Origin of the sequence: Gordonia westfalica (assembly GCF_900105725.1) — a bacterium.
Taxonomy (GTDB): domain Bacteria; phylum Actinomycetota; class Actinomycetes; order Mycobacteriales; family Mycobacteriaceae; genus Gordonia; species Gordonia westfalica.
This window is the reverse complement of record NZ_FNLM01000034.1, coordinates 3,587,588-3,607,148: the sequence shown is the minus strand read 5'-3', so window position 1 is coordinate 3,607,148 and position 19,561 is coordinate 3,587,588. Positions and strand designations below refer to the sequence as shown.

The window sequence follows — 19,561 nt, the reverse complement described above, 5'->3', positions numbered from 1 at the left end:
GAAAAGTCCTCAGTCCCAGCTCAGTCCGCCGCGACGCCATTCGTAGGCGTAGGCGACCGAGACGTTGACGATGAACAGGAGCATGGCCGCCAGGCCGAACCAGCCGAAGGCGTCGAAGGCGACGGCCCAGGGGTAGAGGAAGACGATCTCGATGTCGAAGATGATGAACAGCATCGCGGTGAGGTAGTACTTCACCGGCACCCGCTGGATGGAACCGCTGAAGGTGGGGCCATTGCCTCCGCGTCGGGAGGCGGGGGTCAGCAGGCTCTGCCCCACCGGTTCGATGCCACACTCGTACGCCTCGAGTTTGGCGCGGTTGTACCGTTTCGGGCCGATCGCGACGCCGATGAAGACGCTGAAAACGGCAAACGCCACGCCGATTGCCCCGAGGATCATGATCGGGACGTAGGCGTTCAAAGCGTGGACTCCTCCTCGCTTGTGCGGCCGGAAACCCCTGCTCAGTGGCGCCGGCTCGGCGATTGTCCTGACCGTGCCGGCGGTTCGGTCAGAACCTCTCGACACGGTTGTGAGCTACACCACAAGCCTAGGTGTTCGTTCCGTGGGAGTCACCCGTTTCCCTCAGTTCGGCGTTTCTCGAGCATCTCGACGAAAGCCTGCGACAGGCCGATCGGATCGACCGGAAGAGTGGCGACGGCATCGGCCCGCGACCATTCGGCGAGCCAGCGGTCGTCGGCGCGGCCGAGCAGCACGAGGACCGGCGGACTGGGGTCGAGTTCGTCCTTCATCTGCTTGGCGATGCCCATTCCACCCGCCGGCGATGCCTCGCCGTCGGCGATCACCGCGTCGACCACGCCGGCGTCGAGCTGCGCGAAGACCATTGGTGCGGTGGCGACTTCGGTGAAGCTCAGTTCGGGAACGTCCTGGGACGGCCGGGAACCGAGTGCGCCGATGACCTGGGCCCGGGTCTCGGAATCGTCGGAGTAGACCAGCACGCGCAGCGACCGGGCAGCCTGGGTGGGGGTCACGCGTGCGATGCTACCGCCGTTCGCCGCCGGGTTTGGGTGACTTCGCGTGCGCGCCGGCGGCCGGTGTCGCCGAATGCGTGGGTCCGACCGCGCCGGACGGGGCGGTCAGTGCTCGGTCGAGAACCCGACGCGCCGACGGTGGACCTCGAGCGCGAATGTCACGAGCTGGTCGATGAGGTCGGCGTAGGGCACCCCGGTGGCCTCCCACAGCTTCGGGTACATCGAGCCGGGGGTGAAGCCGGGGATGGTGTTGACCTCGTTGAGCAGCCAGCCGCGACCGTCTGCCTCGTAGAAGAAGTCGACCCGTGCCATGCCGGTGCATCGCATCGCGGTGAACGTACGCGCGGCGAGCTCCCTGACCTCGGCGATCGCGTCGTCGGGCAGCACCGCCGGGATGACGAGCCTGGCGGCGCCGGTGACGTACTTGTCCTCGTAGTCGTAGAACTCGCTGCCGGGTTCGATCTCGCCGGGCACCGAGGTCTCCGGTGCCGTGTCGCCGAGAACGGCGACCTCGATCTCGCGACCCGTGACGTTCTCCTCGATGATCACCACGTTGTCGTAACGGAGGGCCAGGTTGATGGCGGAGTCCAGCTCGCGCTCGTCGTGCGCCTTGGTGATCCCGACCGATGATCCGAGGTTCGCGGGCTTCACGAAGACCGGCAGGCCCAGTTCCTCGACGGCCCGCGAGACGATCGTGTCCGGGTCGTCGACGCCGTCGCGGAACTCGATCCAACGGCACTGCGGGATACCGGCCTGCGCGGCGACGATCTTCGCCATCGCCTTGTCCATGCACACCGCCGACGAGAGGACGCCGGCGCCGACGTACGGCAGCTTGAACAGCTCGAGCATGCCCTGGATGGTGCCGTCCTCGCCGTGCGGGCCGTGCAGCAGCGGCAGCACGACGGTGATCGCCTCGTCGGCGTGACCACGGAGTTCGGTCAGCGGGTCGACGACGGTGCCGGCCACCTCGAGCGCGTCCGGTAGCGGAGTGCCGTCGGCGATCGCGGCGCTGGCCTTGTCGTTGCGCAGCCAGGTGCCGTCTTTGGCGATGCCGATGGGAACCAGATCGTATTTGGCCTGGTCGGCGGCGGCCAGCACGTGCGCGGCTGTGACCCGGGACACATCGTGTTCGGCGGAGACCCCACCGTAGAGAACCACCAGACGCAGGAGCCGCGAAGACATGCATGTCACGATACGGCCCCGGGCAATCGAGTTCTCGCGGTGGAGTGGCGGCTTGTGGGTTTCGACACGGCTCAACCAGCGAGAGCACACGGCTCCTCGTTGCGCTCGTCGCCTGCTCAACCAGCGAGAGGACACGGCTCCTCGCTGCGCTCGTCGTTGCTCAACCCATTTCTGCCGGCCGAGTGGCGACGACCGAGCGGAGCGAGGACGCCGCGTATCGAGGTCAGCACCGAGGCGGCTCGGGAAGCCGGAGACCGGCCGTCGGCTAGCGTGAGATCGTGCATTTCTTGGCGAGTGAGGTCGCAGCGGCGGTCGGTGGCGAGTTGATCGGTCCCGACGTGGAGATCGACGGGGCGAGCATCGACTCGCGCAACGTCCGTCCGGGGCAGCTCTTCGTGCCGATCGTCGCCGAACGGGACGGCCACGACTTCATCCCGGCAGCCCTCGAGGGCGGCGCACCCGCCTACTTCACCTCTCGGGACGAGGTCGTGCGCGGCACCGCCATCCGGGTCCCCGACACCGCGCTCGCGCTCGCCGACCTCGGCCGGGCGGTTCGTCGCCGCATCCCCGACCGCGTCGTCGGTATCACCGGTTCGGTCGGCAAGACGTCCACCAAGGACCTGCTCGCCGGAGTCCTGCAAACCACCTACCGAACCGCGGCGAGTGAGAAGTCCTTCAACAACGAGCTGGGACTGCCGCTGACACTCGCCGGCGCCGCCGACGACGTCGAGGCCGTCGTCCTCGAGATGGGCGCCCGGGGGATCGGCCACATCGACCTGCTGTGCTCCATCGCGAGCCCGACTGTCGGCGTGATCACCCGCGTCGAGGGTGTCCACCTGGAGCTGTTCGGGGACATCGAATCGGTGGCCCGCGCGAAGGGCGAGCTGATCGAGTCCCTCCCGACCGACGGGATCGCCGTGCTCAACGCGGATCACCGTTATGTCGCGGCGATGGCCGACCGGACCTCGGCGCGGGTGTTGCGGTACGGACTGTCGTCGGATGCCGACGTGTACGCGTCCGCCATCGTCGTCGACGACGAGCTGCGGGCATCCTTCCGACTGCACACCCCGTGGGGTTCCACCGACGTGCGCCTGGGGGCGCGGGGTGAACACCAGGTTCCCAACGCGCTCGCTGCCGCGGCTGCCGGTGGTGGACTCGGTGTGGCGATCGAGGACATCGCGAACGGGATGTCAGCAGCGGAGTTGTCCGGTCTGCGAATGGAACTCGCCAAGGCCAGGGACGGGGCGATCGTGCTCAACGACGCCTACAACGCGAATCCGACGTCGATGTCTGCGGCGCTGAAGTCACTCGCTGCGCTACCGGTGCGACGGCGCGTCGCCGTGCTCGGCACGATGGCCGAACTCGGCTCGGATTCTCCTGCGCAGCATCTCGCGATCGCGCTGGAGGCACACGAGTTGGGCATCGAGGTCATCGCGGTCGACGAGCCGAACTACGGTGACACCGCGCGTCATGCCTCCGGAGTCGACGAGGCGGTCGCCGCACTCGGTGATCTCGCCGACGGAGATGCGCTGCTGGTCAAGGGAAGTCGCGTCGCCGCGCTGGAGCGGGTGGCACAGGCCCTGCTGGCCTGAACCTGCTCCGGTCAGCGTTCTCCTCGCACGAGCGACGAATCCCTCGATCCGGCGGCTTCGTTCTCCGCGGCCGCGCGGGCACGATACTCGCTCGGCCCGAGTCCGAGTTCGGCGCGGAAGCGGTTGCGCATCGTGGGACTCGATGGGAAGCCGGACATCCTCGCCACCTCGGAGACCGCCAGATCGGGACGTGTCCGGAGGAGCTCGCCGGCGGTTTTGAGTCTCCGGTCGGCGATGCGGGCCGCCAGCGAGTCCTCGGTGTCCTCGAAGTGCCGGTACAGCTGTCGCCGACTGATGTGCAGGTAGCGAGCGATCGTGTTCGGCGTGAACGACGGGTCGCGGTGGTTCCGTTCGATGAGGTCGGAGACGGCCTCACGCACGAAGAGGGCGTTGTCGGTGATCTGTCGATTGTCGTAGTCGAGCTGTCCGAGTGCCGCGCGAACCAGTTCGATGGCCGCCATCTCGGTGTCCGGGTCCGGCTCGGAGACACCGACCGCGGTGTCCGAGGCGAACTGCAGGATGAACGACGCGGTGGCGCGCGCCAGCAGTGTGTGGGAGGCGACCGGCCGGCGTGCCTGTTCGGCGACACGGCGCTGGGTGCCGAGGAGCTCGAGCGGGATCACCAGTCCGGCCGGGTCGTTGATCTCGAAGGTCCGCTCGAGATACGGCGATGCATTGCTGACAAAGGCCAATTGGCCGGGGCCGTAGGCGAAGTCGCGCGACCCCTGGCGGATGATGTGCCGGCCCTCCATGGTGTGCACCCCGATCACCAGGTCGTCGGAGGGTTGCTCGCCGATGAGGCGCGGGTTCCGCGACACCTGCATCGGTGTGTGCAGGCTGCAGAACGTGCCGATCATCGACAGCTGCCGCACGTACATCAGCGAGTCGAAGGAACCGGGATCCTCGGAGTGCACCTCGACGTGCTGCCCGAAGTGGCGGATGCCGTCGGGGCCGCTCAGGCGAATCGGTTCGGGTTGGATGACGCTGCGGTGAACGCCGACTCGGTGCTCCCACGTCTCGATCACCGTCGACGGCAGCGGCGCCGACGAGGCGTCATCCCGGAACACCTCGGTCATGGCCGACGCCTCGGTGCCGGAGCGCCCTCGCCGGGGTCGGGGGAGTGGCGTTGTGTGCGCGTCGCGGTCATGCCGACTCACCCGAGGTGCTGCGGTCCCATGCCGGAAGGACCACGAAGGACGCCAGGAAGAAGCAGATCGCACCGATGAAGGTCCCGGAGTTCGCCAGCGTGGCGTCGGCGGTCACGCCGGCCTGGGAGATGTAGGCGCCGACTGCCGCCACACCGAATGCGATACAACCGACGAGATTGATCATGACCGACCACCAGCTGCGGGAGCTCGGGTCGAAGAGGCGGTTCGCATGCCGGTAGCCGCGGACTGCCAGGAACCCGCTCAGGAGGAAGGCGATGGATCCGCCCGCGTCCGGTGACCAGACGAAATCGCGTTGCGAAACAACGGAATGCGCGGTGAGTGCCGCGGTGGTGCTCACGTTGAACAGTACGGTGCCCAGGGACTGTGTCGATGCCGCGAGCCAATCAGCCCGCACCATTACGCCGTTGCCGTAGTCGACACGGGTTGTCACGGGGCCGCTCAATATCAGCTGGATCAGGCCGGCTGCGGTGAAGAACCATGCTCCGATGAAGCAGCAGAGATTGACGGCCGACGCTCCGGCCCAGTTGCCGAAACCGGGCGCCGCGCTCACCGCGAAGAGTGCGGACCCGATCATGAAGCCCCAACACTGTTTGTTCAGTGTCGGGATGAAGATCGTGCTGCGCCTGGGGGATGACGCGGCAATGCTCATTTTCTACCTGTCTGTGTATGCGACGATGCGTCCCCGGCCTGGAAGGGGAATCCAGGCCGGGGACACGTCGGAATCGCGTGATCTAGACGATCAGTGGTGGAAGTGCGACCGGTCGCCTTCGGCCGGCATGGGGCCCTCGAGACGATCGAGGAAGTCGACCTCGGTCTGGATGTCCGCGATCAGGGCGCGGGCGAGGTCGTGGCTCAGTCCGGCACGGACCACGATGCGCTGGACCGTCAGCTCGGCGAGGTCGTCGGCCATCGGGTAGGCGGGAACCAGCCAGCCCTTCATGCGCAGGCGGTCCGACAGGTCGTACAGGTTCCAGTTGTCGGTATGACCCGACTTCAGGCGCCATGCGAAGACCGGGATGGTGTCACCCTTGCTGACGAGCTCGAAGGCGTCGATCTTGGCGATCTGCGACGACAGCCACTGTGCGACGTCGAGCGAGCCCTGCTGGACCTGGGTGTAGCCGTCGCGGCCGAGACGCAGGAACTGGTAGTACTGCAGCAGCACCTGGGCGCCGGGACGCGAAAAGTTCAGCGCGAGGGTGGGCATGTCGCCACCGAGGTAGCTGCAGTGGAAGACCATGCTCTCCGGCAGGGCCTCGGTGTCGCGCCACACGATCCAGCCGACGCCCGGGTAGACGAGTCCGAACTTGTGTCCGGAGGTGTTGATCGAGGCGACGCGCTCGACGCGGAAGTCCCACTCGAGATCGGGCTGGCAGAACGGTGCGATCATCGCGCCGGAGGCGCCGTCGACGTGGATCTTCACATCCAGGCCGGTGTTGGCCTGGATCTCGTCGAGCTTGGCGGCGATCTGCTTCACCGGCTCGTACATACCGGTGTAGGTCTGGCCCATGATGGCGACGACGCCGATGGTGTTCTCGTCGACGTACTTCTCCAGCTCATGGCCGTCGAGGACCATGTGGTCAGGGCTGATCGGGACCCAGCGGGGCTCGACCTCGAAGTAGTTGCAGAACTTCTCCCAGCACACCTGAACGGCGGTCGAGAGGACCAGGTTGGGGGTCTCGGTGGACTTGCCCTCGGCCTTGCGGCGAGCCTGCCAGTGGCGCTTGAGTGCCAGGCCGCCGAGCATGCAGGCCTCCGACGAACCGATGGTCGAGGTGCCGATGGCGTTGTCGACGTCCGGGTTGTGCCACAGGTCGGCGAGGATCTTCCAGCAGCGGTCCTCGATGGCGGCCGTCTGCGGGTACTCGTCCTTGTCGATCATGTTCTTGTCGACGGTCTCCGAATACAGCTTCTTCGCCTCGTCGTCCATCCAGGTCGACACGAAGGTCGCGAGATTCAGGCGCGCATTTCCGTCGAGCATCGCCTCGTCGTGGACGATCTGGTAGGCGGTCTCCGGCAGCAGCATGTCGTCGCTGAGCGCGAACTTGGGGAGTTCGGTGGCCTCGCCGGCACGGGAGAAGACCGTGCGCAGGGTCATGGAGTCGCCGATGTTGGTCGTGGTGCGGGCGTGGGAGTTCGATTTGGGTGTCATGTGTATTCCTCCTGGTGTTCAGATGCTAAGGCGCTCAATGCCGAAAAGGGGGCGGTTGAAGCGATCCGCTCGGGGCAGGCGAGGACTCGCGGGGGCTTGGCTGTCTCGACCTCCCTAGACTTCCACCGGCGGGTACAGGCGATCCATGGTGTATTGCCGGTTTCGTCGGGCCGCCCACGACGAGATGAGCAGACAGCCCAACGTGATACCGCTGAGGACACCGATGGCGAGCCACAGTCGGTAGTCGATGCCGCCGACGGTGAGTTGTCGAAGGCCTTCCACCGTGTAGGTCATCGGGTCGACGTAGTGGATGTACTGGAACGGTGTGGCCGTGGTCGGTACGGGATAGATACCACCCGCGGAGACCAGCTGGACCATCAGGAATGCCAGTGTCACAACACGTCCGACGGCGACGTCGAACACGGCGTTGAACATCTGGATCATCGCCATGAAGGTCGCGACCACCAGCAACAAGTACACGAAGGTCCATATCGGGTACTCGGCGCGCAGTCCGACGGCGAAGGTGACCACCGTGTACAGGACGGTCGCCTGGATGAAGCCGATGGCGAAAGCGGGTGCGTACGAGGCCAACACGACGCGCAGCGATGAGAAGCCCTGCACGATCGGACGGGACTGCAACGGCGTCAGCAACATCCAGGTGATGATGCCGCCGACGAACAGGGCCAGGGACATGAAGAACGGGGCGAAGCCGGTACCGAAGGTCGGGGCCTCGTGCGTGTAGTCCTCCTGCAACTCGACCGGCTGCGCCAGGGTGGAGGCGATCGCCTTCTTCTGCTCGCCGGTCCAGGACGGGATGGCCTTGACGCCTTCGTCCAGGCCCGACGCGAGTTCCTCCGAACCGGCGGCCAACTGCTCGGTGCCGCTTGCCAATTCGTCGGCACCCGCGCTCAGCTCACCGAGTCCGGTGCTGAGTTCGGCTGAGCCGCTCTTCAATTCGTTGGCGGCACCGCGTGCGGCCAGGATGTCGTTGCGCAGGCCGCCGTCCTCGACGAGGGTGAGGCCGAGGCGGAGGGGGCTGTTCGGGTTGCCGAGCTGCTGCGAGAGCAGGTTGGCGTCGGTGTTCAGCTGGGTGAGCTGGTTGTTCGCGTCCGGTCCGAGCCCGCTGGTGCGCAGGAACTGTTGTGCCGGCGCGAGGGCGTCGGCGAGACCACGCATCGCGGGATCCGAGGACGCGGCGAGCTGGGCGATGACCGACTCCAGACGATTGCTGGCCTGCGACTGCTGATTCGCCGCGGTCGTCAGTTCGTTCGACGCCGCTCCGGCGTTGCGGGCCAGGCGATCCGCGGCCGCGTTCACCTGGGCGGCGGTGACACCGGTCTGATCCCCGTTGCCGATCGCCGCCAGCAGCGGGTCGGTCGCGCGGAGCACGGCGGAATCGAGTTCACCGAGACCGCTCGCGAGTTCGGCGGCACCGTTCTTCGCGGTCACGAGGTTGGTGGCGATCTCCTGGGCACCGGTGTTGGCGGTCTTGAGGCCGGCGGCCAGTTCGTCCGCGCCGTCAGCCGCCTGGGTCAGTTTGGGGGTGAGGTCCCCGACCTCGTTGAGGACGATCTCGAAGGTCTGTGCGCCCACCTGCGCGCTGACCTTGTTGACGACCTGCTGCGCGGCGTCCTGACCGATGATCGTCGCCAGGTAGTTGTTGGCGTCGTTGTAGGTGAAGATCAGCGGCGCCGAACGCGGCTTGTCGCTCGTCGGCGATGCGATCGCGGAGCTGAAGTCGGCGGGCAGGGTGATCGAGAAGTAGTACTTGCCATGTGCGACACCGTCGGCCGCCTCGGCGGCGGAGACCTGGTGCAGATCGAGCTGCTTGGAGTCGATCAGGCCCGTGGCGACCTGGGCGCCGGCGTTGAGCTTCTGGCCTTCGACGACCGCCCCGGTGTCCTCGTTCACGAGGGCGACCGGGATCTTGTCGGCCGCGGCGAACGGATTCCAGAACGCCCACAGGTACATCGCGCCGTACAGGAGCGGCATGATCATGATGACCACGAGCGCCAGTCGGGGCATCCGGCCCCGGTAGTAACGCTTGATGTCGCTGCCCGGCGAGAGTGCGGCAAACATGTTCTCTACGTCCGATCTTCGTGCTCGAGGCCGACGAACTGGCCATCTGTGAGGTTGTCGACGGGGATGACGTCACGGACACCGCCGGCCGGTGACACCGCGTTGATGTCGGCGGTGATCACGGTCTGGTTGCGGCCCAGGTCGACCAAGCGGTCCATGAGGTGAACCTGGTTCTCGCGCCGGGTCAGGTTGTCGACCCCGCCGACGACCAGCAGCGGCGGACGTCGCAAGTTGCCCACCGCGATCCGGAAGAGTGCGGCGGTCAGCTCGGGGAGTTCCTCGACGAACGATTCCATCGCCGGAAGGGGGTATGGGCCGAAGACGGGTCGGCAGATGCGCTCGAGATCCTCCTCGCGCGCGGGCTTGACCCACTTGTACCAAGGCGCCGACCATCGGATCTGCTCGGTGATGACGTCGCTGACGCGGATGGTCTGTTCGATCTCGTCGATCTCGTCGATCCATGCCACGGCTGCGTTCTCGAACAGGTGGTGGGCATCGTTCGCGCGGTCGAAGGCGACCAGCTCGCCCTTCGTCGGCTTCATGCGACCGGCCAGCGTCAGCAGGAGTGCGGTACGACCACGGCCTTCCGGTCCGGCGAGGACCGAGACTCCGCCGGTCCGGACCCGGAGGTCGACCGGACCGTAGATGTGACCCCACGAAGCATCCACGGAGAGTCCGTGGGCTTCGATCAGGGCCGCGTCAGAGGGGGTGCCGCCAGGCTCCGGGGCGTCACGCATCGCTGCCGCCCGATCCGAAGACCACATCGTCCAACTTTCTGTTGTGGGTCGGCATAACCGACTTGCCTGCCGCACCGACAAAGAAGGCGCGACAGGCTGGGGTGAAATCAGAGGTTGCAGAAGATCCGCTCGGCGTCGGCCTCGGTGAGCGGGTGTGTGCCGTCGATCAGTCCTTCGGGCGTCCGGTCGAATACCCGAACATCTCGGATGATTGTGCGACCGTGAACAGTCACTTTGCTGGACATAGATGGAAACTTAGCCCACGCATATCAGGCATTTCAACGCGAACGCGCAGGTGGCCGGAGGTTATCGTGGCACGAAATTCGCCCCGAAACCTGTAACGGCGCCGGGGTTCGGTTCTTACTGCGTGCTACGTCTCAGAGCAGCACGTTTGGGTGATCGGGGGTAATCCTCATGAGGTGACGGCAATCCTCTGGACTGCGGTTTTGCAGTCCCCTTTCTGAGGGAAGGAAGCGGTCACGTCGAGGCCATCCGGCAAGACGGCACGATATTACTGTTACCAGCGGGTAACGCTAAACTCGGAGCTAACTTATCGTCGTCGCGACGACACCAGAGTGCCTTACGCGAGTCGTCGGATGTATATCGGTGGCACATTTTGGCCACTGGAGTCGTTCGTCACCGAAGGTCGGTCGGATTGTGCTGTCAGAATCTTTTCCATGACTGACCTCACTCACGCTCATGCTGTGTCGCTGGCCACCGTGCCGAATCTCCGGGACCTCGGCGGGTGGGCGACCGCCGACGGACGCCGGGTTCGGTCGGGTCTGGTGTTCCGGTCCACCGAGCTGCACCGCCTGGCGGGTGACGACCTGACGAAGTTCGACGCGCTGGGGATCACCGCCGTCTTCGACCTGCGCACGGTTGCCGAGCGTTCGGCCGCGCCGGACCCCGATCTGCCCGGTGTCGCGGAGGTGCCGCTGGATGTGCTGGCCGATTCGTCGACCGCGATGCCGGCCCGACTCAACGAGGTGGTCGCCGACCCGGCAGCGGTGGCGGAAGCCAGTGAGGTGCTCGGGGGTGGCAAGGCGGCGGAACTGATGGAGGGCACCTATCGGCAGATCGTGAGCCTGCCCAGCGCCCATGCGGCGTACCACCGGCTGTTCACCGCACTTGCGGAGCCCGCGCAGCCGGGTGCGGCGCTGTTCCATTGCACGACCGGCAAGGATCGGACCGGCTGGGCGGCCGCAACGTTCCTCACCGTGCTCGGCGTCGGCCGGGACGAGGTGTTCGACGACTACCTCCTGACGAACGACGAGCTCATCCCGGCATTGCACCCCGTCTTCGCTGCGTTCCAGGCGGCCGGCGGTGACCCCGACGTGTTGAAGCCGGTCCTCGGCGTCCAGCGGAACTACCTCGAGGGGGCGTTCGAAGAGATGACCGCACAGTTCGGCGACATCGAGGGTTACTTCCGCGACGGACTCGGGCTGGATCCTGCTGTACCGGAACAACTCCGGAAGCGTTACCTGGATCAGTGAGAGGAGTCCGGGCCGGCGCTGTGATCAGATGTGCTTCTCGGCGTTGGCCCGGATGACCTCCCGCAGATAGACGGCGAGCCCGGGTGCCTGTTCGTCGTAGTGCGCGGTGAAACGCGGGTCGGAGACGTACATGTCGGCGAGCCCGACGTGCATCTCGTGCGAGCAGTCGTAGAACCGGCCGATCTGCGCACGATGTTCCTCGGCGAGAGCGTCGGCCTCCGCAGATCCGGGTGTCACCTCCCGGAGCATCGCGTCGGCGAGGCGTCGTTCGAGATCATCGGTCTCGGCCTTGATGCGCTGCCAGTCCTCCTTCGAGAACCCGGCGGCGCGCTTCTGGCTCTCCCGCCACGCGTCGGTCTCGCCCCACCGCTCCTCGGCTTCCGCGGCGTACTGCTCACCGCGCCAGTCGTCGCCGAAGATCTCGGACTGCTCGGACGCGGACAATCGGATCCCCTGCTTCTTCGTCGTCATCATCTCCTCCACCGCTGCGACCATCCGGTGCAAGCGATCGATCCGCTCGGTGAGCAGCGCATGCTGCGCCCGGAGCTGATGCAGTTCGTCGGCATCGGGATCGTCGAGCAGGGTCGCTATCCGCTCGAGTGAGAAGCCCAACTCGCGGTGGGTCAGGACACGGTAGAGCCGTTCGACGTCGGCGTCGTCGTAGACGCGGTAACCGGCTGCCGTACGGCGTGACGGTGTCACCAACCCGATCTGGTCGTAGTGGTGCAGCGTGCGGACGCTGACCCCGACCATTTCCGCCACGACGCCCACGGTCAGGTCGGGACGACCATCGCGGTGCGGGAAGTGCTTCTCTTCACTCACATGAGCAACCTTGGGGTCTGACGTCGCGTGAGGGTCAAGCGAGTTCGGGTCAGGGGGCGAAACCGATGACCGTCGTGTCCTTCTGGCAGGCGGCGAGCACGCCCTGCAACTGCGACGGCCCACATGTCCAGCCGGAGACCGACTGCTGGGAGCCGGTGACGATCTTGGGGCCGTACGCGTCGCCGACCGACTTCGCCTGGTCGCAGTCGACGTCGCCGGCCAGGATCAGCACACGCAGTGCGCCGTCGGGGCCGGGAATGGTCCCGCAGGTGCTGCCGGGGCCGCTCTGGCCGGAATCGCCCGCATCGGCACTCTGTGTGACGGAATCGGCGCGGGTCGATGCGGGCTTGCGGCCCGCGACGACGGGCGCGGAGGTCGACGGGGCGTCGGCTGGTTGCTCCGCCGAGGCCGCCGCGCTGTTCGCGGAGGTGTCGGTGACGTCCTGCTCGGCACCGCACGCGGACAGCGTGAGCAGGGCCAACGACAGTCCGACTGCGGTGGCGGCGACCCTGGTCCCGTGGACGACGACGCGGCGCGTTCTGCACGACATGGCCCCCACCGTATCGAATCCCGAAACGTCCGACCGAGAAGGTCGTCGGGGCGGCCGACGGGACCGACGCCGCTGCCGCCGGTTTGGGCGGAGGGTGCCGACCTGGGAGGATGCACCGGTGAGCAGTACCGGAACCGAAGTCGCCGACCCCGCCTACACCGTCGGCACCACCCTCCCCGGCACCCGCGGCCGCACGGGGGTGATCACCACCCCGCACGGGCCGATCCAGACCCCCGCCTTCGTGCCGGTGGGCACCAAGGCGACGGTGAAGACCGTCCTGCCCGAGTCGGTCGCCGCGCTGGGTGCGCAGGCCGTCCTCGCGAATGCCTATCACCTGTACCTGCAGCCGGGGCCGGAGATCATCGACCGGGCCGGTGGGCTCGGCGCCTTCATGAACTGGCCGGGCCCCACCTACACCGACAGCGGTGGATTCCAGGTCATGTCGCTCGGCGCCGGCTTCAAGAAGGTCATCGCCATGGAGGTCGGCAACCCCGACGACGAGCTCACCGCGAACGGCAAGGAACGGCTCTCGCGCGTCGACGACGACGGCGTGACGTTCAAGTCGCACCTCGACGGCTCGGCGCACCGATTCACCCCCGAGGTGTCGATGCAGATCCAGCACCAGTTGGGCGCCGACATCATCTTCGCCTTCGACGAGCTCACCACGCTGATGAACACCCGTGCGTACCAGGAGAACTCGCTGGAGCGCACCCGGCTCTGGGCCATCCGGTGCCTGGCCGAGCACAATCGCCTGAGCATCGAACGTGCGCATCGTCCCCAACAGTCGCTGTGGGGGGTGATCCAGGGCGCCCAGTACGAGGACCTGCGGCGCAAGGCGTCACGCGACCTCGTCGCGCTGAGTGAAGCCGATCGCGAGGCGGGTGGAAAGGGTTTCGGCGGCTACGGCATCGGCGGCGCGCTCGAGAAGCACAACCTGGGCACCATCGTCGGCTGGGTCAACGACGAACTGCCGGAGGACGAGCCGAAGCATCTGCTGGGCATCAGCGAGCCCGACGACATCTTCACGGCCATCGAGAACGGTGTCGACACCTTCGACTGCGTGTCGCCGACGCGCGTTGCCCGCAACGGCGCCATCTACTCGTTCGACGGCCGCTACAACATCACGAACGCCAAGTACCGCAACGATTTCGGGCAGCTCGATCCCGAGATCGACAACTACACCTCGCAGTACAGCCGCGCCTACCTCCATCACCTGTTCAAGGCGAAGGAGGGCCTCGGCCCGACGCTGGCGACCCTGCACAACGTGTCGTTCATCGTCACGCTCGTCGACCGTGCGCGTCAGGCCATCGAGAACGGCACCTACGTCGAGTATCGCGATGAGTTCCTGCGTCGCTACTACGGCTCGACGCGGGACTGAAACCGGTCCGCGCGGTGCGGCTGTGGGTCGCGTCACGGAACCGTGGGTGACGGCCGGTCGTTGAGAGTGCACCGCAACCAGGTTGCGCACAACCCCGAACACTCGGCACCCTGTAGGGGTAAACGAGTACCAGCGAGAGAGACGATGAGACGCGCAAAGCGCCGAAAACGCCGACGACACCCGTCCGCACCCTGTTCTGAACCGAGTTCGGAACACGCAGTCCGCTGCGAGATCTTCCCCGACGCCCCGGGCGTCGACTCTGATCGGATGGCGCCGTGCTGACCGTTCTGGGAATCTTCCTGGGGATCCTCGTGGTCCTCGCGATCACGGCCGTGACCGGCTATTTCGTGGCCCAGGAATTCGGCTACATGGCGGTCGACCGGTCCCGCCTGAAGGCCCGCGCCGAATCCGGTGACGCCGCCGCGAAGCGCGCACTCTCCGTCACCCGCCGCACCTCGTTCATGCTGTCGGGAGCACAGCTCGGCATCACCGTCACCGGCCTGCTCGTCGGTTACGTCGCCGAACCGTTGATCGGCTCCGGGGTCGGCGACCTGCTGAACAACGTCGGCATCCCGGTGGGCGTCGGTGTCGCGATCGGCACCGTCATCGCGATCCTGTTCTCGACCGTCGTGCAGATGGTGTTCGGCGAACTGTTCCCCAAGAACCTCGCGATCGCGCGGCCGGAACCGGTCGCGTTGTGGCTCGCCCGGTCGACCACCATCTACCTCGCCCTGTTCGGCTGGCTGATCGCGTTGTTCGACAAGGCGTCGAACCTGCTGCTGCGCGCCCTGCGCATCGAGCCGGTCCACGACGTCGAGCACTCGGCGTCGGTCCGCGACCTCGAACACATCGTCGCGGAGTCGCGCGATGCGGGTGAGCTCCCCGAGGATCTCTCCGTGCTGCTCGACCGCGTGCTCGAGTTCCCCACACGCACAGCCGAACACGCGATGATCCCGCGGCCGCACACCGATCTGGTCGACGCCGCTCTGCCCGCGTCGGAGGTGCTCGCCCTGATGAGCACCGGACACACGCGGTATCCCGTGAGCGCCGGCACCGACGACGAGGTGCGCGGCGTGATCCACCTCCACGATCTGCTCGAGTGGTCTCATGCACTGAAAACGGAACCCGCGAAGGCCGATCTGTCCGCCACCGCGGGTGACCTGTGTCGGCGCGCGGTCGTGGTCCCCTCGACGCTGCCGTTGCCGGAAGTGCTCGAGAACCTCGCTTCCGCAAACGAGGAGATGGCCATCGTCATCGACGAATACGGCGGCTTCGCCGGGGTCGTGACCGCCGAGGACATCGCCGAGGAACTGGTCGGCGAGATCGACGACGAACACGATCCCGAGACGGTCGCGGCGATCGCGGAGACCGCCGACGGCTGGCGCGTCCGAGGCGACGCCCATGTCGACGAGGTCTCCCGTGCGATCGGCTGGGAACTGCCCGAAGGCGACTACGAGACGATCGCCGGACTGGTGATCGCGGAGTTCGTCGGGTTGCCCGACGTCGGGCAGACCGTGACGATCCCCATCGACCCCGACCCCGCCACGCTGCTCGACGACGACGAAGCGCCACCACGCGTCGTGAACGCGACCGTGCTCGAGGTGGAGAAGCGCGTGCCGGCCCTGGTGTCGATGTCGCTCGGAAGTGAATTGAGCACCGACGCAGCAGGATCGGATGACGGACGGGAGGCCGACAATGGATAACCCGTGGATCATCGTGGTGATCACCGTTGCGCTGATCGCAGCCAGCGCGTTCTTCGTCGCCGTCGAGTTCGCGTTGATCGCGGCCCGTCGCCACCGATTGGAAGACGAGGCCGCGACGAGCGGCAGCGCCCGGGCGGCCCTGCGCAGCGCGTCGGAGCTCTCGGTGCTGCTCGCGGGGTCGCAGCTCGGCATCACCGTCTGCACGCTTGCCCTGGGCTCGGTCACGAAACCTGCTGTGCACCACTGGCTCACGCCGCTGTTCGTGGGCTGGGGCCTGCCCTACTGGTCCGCCGACGTCGTCGGTTTCGTGCTCGCGCTCGTCATCGTGACCTTCCTACATCTGGTGGTCGGCGAGATGGCGCCGAAGTCGTGGGCGATCGCGCACCCGGAGCGGTCGGCGATCGTGCTGGCCCTGCCGATGCGTGCGTTCATGTGGTTCACCCGGCCGGTCATCGTGCAGCTCAACCATCTGGCCAACTGGTGTCTGCGACGCGTGGGCGTCGAACCGGTGGACCAGGTCGCGACAGGCCAGGACAGCGACGCGCTGCGTCACCTGGTGGAGCATTCGGCAACGGTGGGCACGCTCGACGAGCGGTATCACGCGCATCTCACGAGCGCGCTGGAACTGGAGTCGCTGACGCTCGCCGACGTGGTGACCCCCAATGACGCCCTGGGCGCGGTGCTGCCGACGGCCGGTGCCGACGAGATCCAGACCGCCGGGCGGGTCTCGGGTCACCTGCGCCTGCTGGTGCGTGACGCCGATCGCGGGCCCGTGCACGGCGTCGTGCATGTGCGTGACAGTCTGCGCGCCGAGCCGGGCGCCACAGCAGCCGATCTCATGCGCCCGGTACTGCGGCTCGAGTCCGGACAGCCGGTCTACGAGGCTCTCGCGGCCATGCGGGAACGCCGGGCACACCTCGCACTCGTGACCGACGAGGGACGGGCGATCGGGCTGATCAGCATCAACGACCTGCTGCAGCGGTTGCTGGCGACGACGGCGTAGCTCCTCAGGGCGCTGAGGCCTGAGCTGCCTGATCCGATGGAATCGGCGCGGCCAAGGGGTTCCGCGTCCTTCGTAGGTTCTGGAGTTCGCGTCCACGAGAGCGACGTTCGAGGGCATTCTGCCCTCGGACACCGCTGAGCGGGACGCGAGTTCTCGCGCACCGGTCCGTTGGAAAGGGCGGGCGCCGGCGGACGCGTCCACGTGAGCGTTGTCGGAGGGCGTATTGCCCTTGCCGGCTCCTGAGATGGATGTGTTTTTCGGCCCTGCCCGGCTCGCAGGGCAGCATTCACCTCTGGCAGCCCAGTGCACGGACAAGGGGCGCTGGTGTGACGAGCCCGTCGCGTGTGACGTGTGATCCGTGGAGCCCGTTGCCTGCTCACCCAACCGCCGGTCGAGTTGAGGTTCGGCAGCCGGGGCTCCGGACGCTCCTCAGGGCGCGGACCCTTTCGACCTCACGACGGCCGGTTCACCGGCCACGGGTACTTGAGGTGCGAGAAGGCACAAGCCGCCGGGCTGAGCAGCGACGAAGGAGCGTATCGAAGTCGACTAGCCTCGAAGGGCCTGGTGAGGAGCGTCGCGGTCTGAGCGTTCAGGGTGCGGAGGTCCACTCCGCGGCACCCAGCAACCAGGGTTCGCGGGGGAGCGCGTCGGGGTCGAAACGGCTCGCGAGCGTCGAGAGGTCGACGGATTCGTCGCGTCCGGCCAGGGCCAGCGACCGTGCGATGTGCGAGAGCACGGTGGCTGCCGAGATGCCCTCCGCTGCCAGGGCGGCCAGGGTGACCGCGCCGTCGCGTTTGGAGAGACGGACGCCGTCGGGGTTGAGCACCATCGCGACGTGCGCGTAGGTCGGCGGCGTCTCGCCGAGGAGCGTGGCGAGGTAGGCCTGGCGCGGAGCCGAGGACAGCAGATCGTCGCCGCGGACGACCTGGTCGACACCCTGCGCGGCATCGTCGACGACGACGGCCAGGTTGTATGCGGGGGTGCCGTCGTTGCGCTGGATGACGAAGTCGTCGACTGCCCCGGTGTAGGTGCCGTGGAGCAGGTCGGTGACGGTGAACTCGGTGGTGTCGGCGAGGATTCGGATCGCGGGCGGCCGGCCGGCGGCGATCTTTTCGGCGCGCTCGGATTCGGTCAGGTTGCGGCAGGTGCCGGGGTAGGCGCCCGGCGGCGTGTGCGGAGCGGACGGGGCCTCGAGGATCTCCCGGCGCGTGCAGAAACATTCGAAGGTGCGCCCGGCGTCCCGGAGATGGTCGATGACGGCACGGTAGATGTCGCGTCGCTCGGTCTGATGGACGACAGGGGTCTCCCAGTCGATGCCGAGCGAGGCGAGATCGTCGAGTTGCCGGGCGTCGGCGCCGGCGACGGCGCGGTCGAGATCCTCCATGCGGATGAGGAATCGACGGCCCGTCGTACGGGCGAACAGCCAGGCCAGCACGGCCGTTCGCAGATTGCCGACGTGGAGGTCGCCCGACGGGGACGGCGCGTACCGGCCCGCTGCGTGCTGTGTCGACATCGCGTCGAGGTTACCGCGTCGGTTCGACGACCCGCGATGAGATCCGGCGTCGCCGATGGTCTGTCTCTGCGGTGCGGCCGACGGCCGCGCGACGCCGGATGGCGCGGGATCGTTGCCAGCGCCCGGAGAGGTGAGGAACAGTGAAGCCATGGATCTTCCGGTCATGCCGCCCGTAGCCCCGATGCTGGCCAAGGCGGTCACCGCCGTGCCGCCACAGCCCGACGGCGGTACGGCCTGGTCCTATGAACCGAAGTGGGATGGTTTCCGGGCGCTGATCTTCCGCGACGGCGACGAGGTGTCCATCGGTTCCCGCGGCGGGAAGGACCTGGCCCGGTACTTCCCGGAGATCGTCGCCGCGGCGAAGGCGGAGTTGCCCGACAAGGTCGTCCTCGACGGCGAGATCGGGTTGCCCGCACTCATCGGTGAGACCCATCGACTCGACTGGGATTCGCTGGCCCAGCGAATCCACCCCGCCGAGTCCCGGGTCAACATGCTCGCGGAGAAGACACCGGCGATCTTCATCGGCTTCGACGCCCTCGCCCTGGAGACGACGTCGGTGAAGGACGAGCCGTTCGAGGTACGGCGCGAGGCGTTGCTACGCGCCGTCGGGCCGGGCGGGCGGGATCGGCGGATGCACGTCAGCCGGGTGACCCGCGATCCGGCGATCGCCGAGGACTGGTTCTCCGCCTTCGAAGGGGCGGGGCTCGACGGGGTCGTCGCCAAGCGGCTCGACGGGGTGTACGTCGAGAACAAACGCGAGATGCTGAAGGTCAAGCACAAGCGGACCGCGGACTGTGTCATCTTCGGGTATCGAATCCACAAGTCGGGCAAGGGGATCGGCTCGATGCTGCTCGGGCTCTACGGCGACGACGGTGAACTGCGCATGGTCGGTGGAGCGGGGGCCTTCTCCGATGCCAAACGTGTTGAGCTGCAGGAGATGTTCGAGCCGATGCGACTCCACCCGGAGAAGCCGTCGCCGGGTGAACCCACACGGTGGCGCTCGGAGAAATCGGGGGAGTGGATTCCGATCCGCCCCGAACTCGTCGCGGAGTTCGCCTACGACCAGATGGAGAACCAGCGCTTCCGGCACACGGTGAAGTTCCTGCGCTGGCGGCCGGACCGCGACCCGGAGAGTTGTGGCTACGACCAGCTCGAGGTCCCGCTCACCTACGACCTGCACGACGTCCTCGAAGGAGAATGACCCG

18 protein-coding genes are annotated in these 19,561 nt (G+C 67.1%); 6 read left to right on the top strand and 12 right to left on the bottom strand.

Translation table 11 applies throughout. The annotated features are described in order from the left end of the window. Positions 1 to 9: 9 nt before the first annotated feature. From BLU62_RS22075 to BLU62_RS22065, 3 genes are all read right to left on the bottom strand, one after another. Positions 10 to 417, bottom strand: coding sequence for an NADH-quinone oxidoreductase subunit A (locus BLU62_RS22075; RefSeq protein ID WP_074852081.1), 408 nt, complete (start codon positions 415 to 417; stop codon positions 10 to 12). Between the two features lie 149 nt (positions 418 to 566). Continuing rightward, positions 567 to 986, bottom strand: a complete 420-nt coding sequence (locus BLU62_RS22070; protein ID WP_074852080.1) for a hypothetical protein — start codon at positions 984 to 986, stop codon at positions 567 to 569. A 105-nt stretch (positions 987 to 1,091) separates the two neighbouring features. After that, positions 1,092 to 2,168: a D-alanine--D-alanine ligase family protein gene (locus BLU62_RS22065; RefSeq protein ID WP_074852079.1), complete on the bottom strand. Its 1,077-nt coding sequence runs from the start codon at positions 2,166 to 2,168 to the stop codon at positions 1,092 to 1,094. Between the two features lie 278 nt (positions 2,169 to 2,446). Between BLU62_RS22065 and BLU62_RS22060 the strand changes: the two genes are divergently transcribed. Beyond that, the gene (locus tag BLU62_RS22060; protein ID WP_074852078.1) at positions 2,447 to 3,760 is read left to right on the top strand and encodes a UDP-N-acetylmuramoyl-tripeptide--D-alanyl-D-alanine ligase; all 1,314 of its coding nucleotides are present in this window, start codon (positions 2,447 to 2,449) and stop codon (positions 3,758 to 3,760) included. Between the two features lie 11 nt (positions 3,761 to 3,771). Here the strand turns inward: BLU62_RS22060 and BLU62_RS22055 are convergent, their stop codons facing one another. From BLU62_RS22055 to BLU62_RS32950, 6 genes are all read right to left on the bottom strand, one after another. After that, positions 3,772 to 4,836 carry an AraC family transcriptional regulator gene (locus tag BLU62_RS22055; RefSeq protein ID WP_074852077.1) on the bottom strand — a complete coding sequence of 355 codons (1,065 nt, stop codon included), beginning with the start codon at positions 4,834 to 4,836 and terminating at the stop codon, positions 3,772 to 3,774. Between the two features lie 67 nt (positions 4,837 to 4,903). After that, entirely contained in the window at positions 4,904 to 5,578 is a 675-nt protein-coding gene (locus BLU62_RS22050) for a hypothetical protein (RefSeq protein WP_074852076.1), read from the bottom strand. A 90-nt stretch (positions 5,579 to 5,668) separates the two neighbouring features. Then, complete coding sequence (gene gad / locus BLU62_RS22045) at positions 5,669 to 7,078, bottom strand: glutamate decarboxylase (protein WP_074852075.1); 1,410 nt, start codon at positions 7,076 to 7,078, stop codon at positions 5,669 to 5,671. A 114-nt stretch (positions 7,079 to 7,192) separates the two neighbouring features. Continuing rightward, positions 7,193 to 9,157 carry a YhgE/Pip family protein gene (locus tag BLU62_RS22040; RefSeq protein ID WP_074852074.1) on the bottom strand — a complete coding sequence of 655 codons (1,965 nt, stop codon included), beginning with the start codon at positions 9,155 to 9,157 and terminating at the stop codon, positions 7,193 to 7,195. Positions 9,158 to 9,162: 5 nt separating this feature from the next. Continuing rightward, a complete protein-coding gene (locus BLU62_RS22035) occupies positions 9,163 to 9,894 on the bottom strand; it encodes an ATP-binding cassette domain-containing protein (RefSeq protein WP_074852073.1) in 732 nt (243 codons plus the stop codon). Between the two features lie 107 nt (positions 9,895 to 10,001). After that, a complete protein-coding gene (locus BLU62_RS32950; RefSeq protein ID WP_159441574.1) occupies positions 10,002 to 10,139 on the bottom strand; it encodes a hypothetical protein in 138 nt (45 codons plus the stop codon). 432 nt (positions 10,140 to 10,571) lie between these two features. Here BLU62_RS32950 and BLU62_RS22030 point away from each other — a divergent pair, with 432 nt between their 5' ends. After that, complete coding sequence (locus tag BLU62_RS22030) at positions 10,572 to 11,387, top strand: tyrosine-protein phosphatase (RefSeq protein ID WP_074852072.1); 816 nt, start codon at positions 10,572 to 10,574, stop codon at positions 11,385 to 11,387. A 24-nt stretch (positions 11,388 to 11,411) separates the two neighbouring features. Here the strand turns inward: BLU62_RS22030 and BLU62_RS22025 are convergent, their stop codons facing one another. After that, complete coding sequence (locus BLU62_RS22025) at positions 11,412 to 12,209, bottom strand: MerR family transcriptional regulator (RefSeq protein ID WP_074852071.1); 798 nt, start codon at positions 12,207 to 12,209, stop codon at positions 11,412 to 11,414. Positions 12,210 to 12,258: 49 nt separating this feature from the next. Beyond that, positions 12,259 to 12,759 carry a hypothetical protein gene (locus BLU62_RS22020; protein WP_084811858.1) on the bottom strand — a complete coding sequence of 167 codons (501 nt, stop codon included), beginning with the start codon at positions 12,757 to 12,759 and terminating at the stop codon, positions 12,259 to 12,261. Between the two features lie 118 nt (positions 12,760 to 12,877). Between BLU62_RS22020 and tgt the strand changes: the two genes are divergently transcribed. The 3 genes from tgt to BLU62_RS22005 all read left to right on the top strand — a co-directional run bounded on the left by tgt (position 12,878) and on the right by BLU62_RS22005 (position 16,843). Then, positions 12,878 to 14,137, top strand: a complete 1,260-nt coding sequence (tgt, locus tag BLU62_RS22015; protein ID WP_074853120.1) for a tRNA guanosine(34) transglycosylase Tgt — start codon at positions 12,878 to 12,880, stop codon at positions 14,135 to 14,137. 275 nt (positions 14,138 to 14,412) lie between these two features. Then, entirely contained in the window at positions 14,413 to 15,840 is a 1,428-nt protein-coding gene (locus BLU62_RS22010) for a hemolysin family protein (protein WP_074852070.1), read from the top strand. Beyond that, complete coding sequence (locus BLU62_RS22005; protein ID WP_074852069.1) at positions 15,833 to 16,843, top strand: hemolysin family protein; 1,011 nt, start codon at positions 15,833 to 15,835, stop codon at positions 16,841 to 16,843. The genes BLU62_RS22010 and BLU62_RS22005 overlap by 8 nt, the downstream gene beginning before the upstream one ends. A 589-nt stretch (positions 16,844 to 17,432) precedes the next feature. On the opposite strand, the gene gluQRS is transcribed toward BLU62_RS22005, so the two are convergent. Continuing rightward, on the bottom strand, positions 17,433 to 18,356 hold the full coding sequence (gluQRS, locus tag BLU62_RS22000; RefSeq protein ID WP_074853118.1) for a tRNA glutamyl-Q(34) synthetase GluQRS: 924 nt from the start codon (positions 18,354 to 18,356) through the stop codon (positions 17,433 to 17,435). Positions 18,357 to 18,504: 148 nt separating this feature from the next. Between gluQRS and BLU62_RS21995 the strand changes: the two genes are divergently transcribed. Next, positions 18,505 to 19,557, top strand: coding sequence for an ATP-dependent DNA ligase (locus BLU62_RS21995; protein ID WP_074852068.1), 1,053 nt, complete (start codon positions 18,505 to 18,507; stop codon positions 19,555 to 19,557). Positions 19,558 to 19,561: the final 4 nt, after the last annotated feature.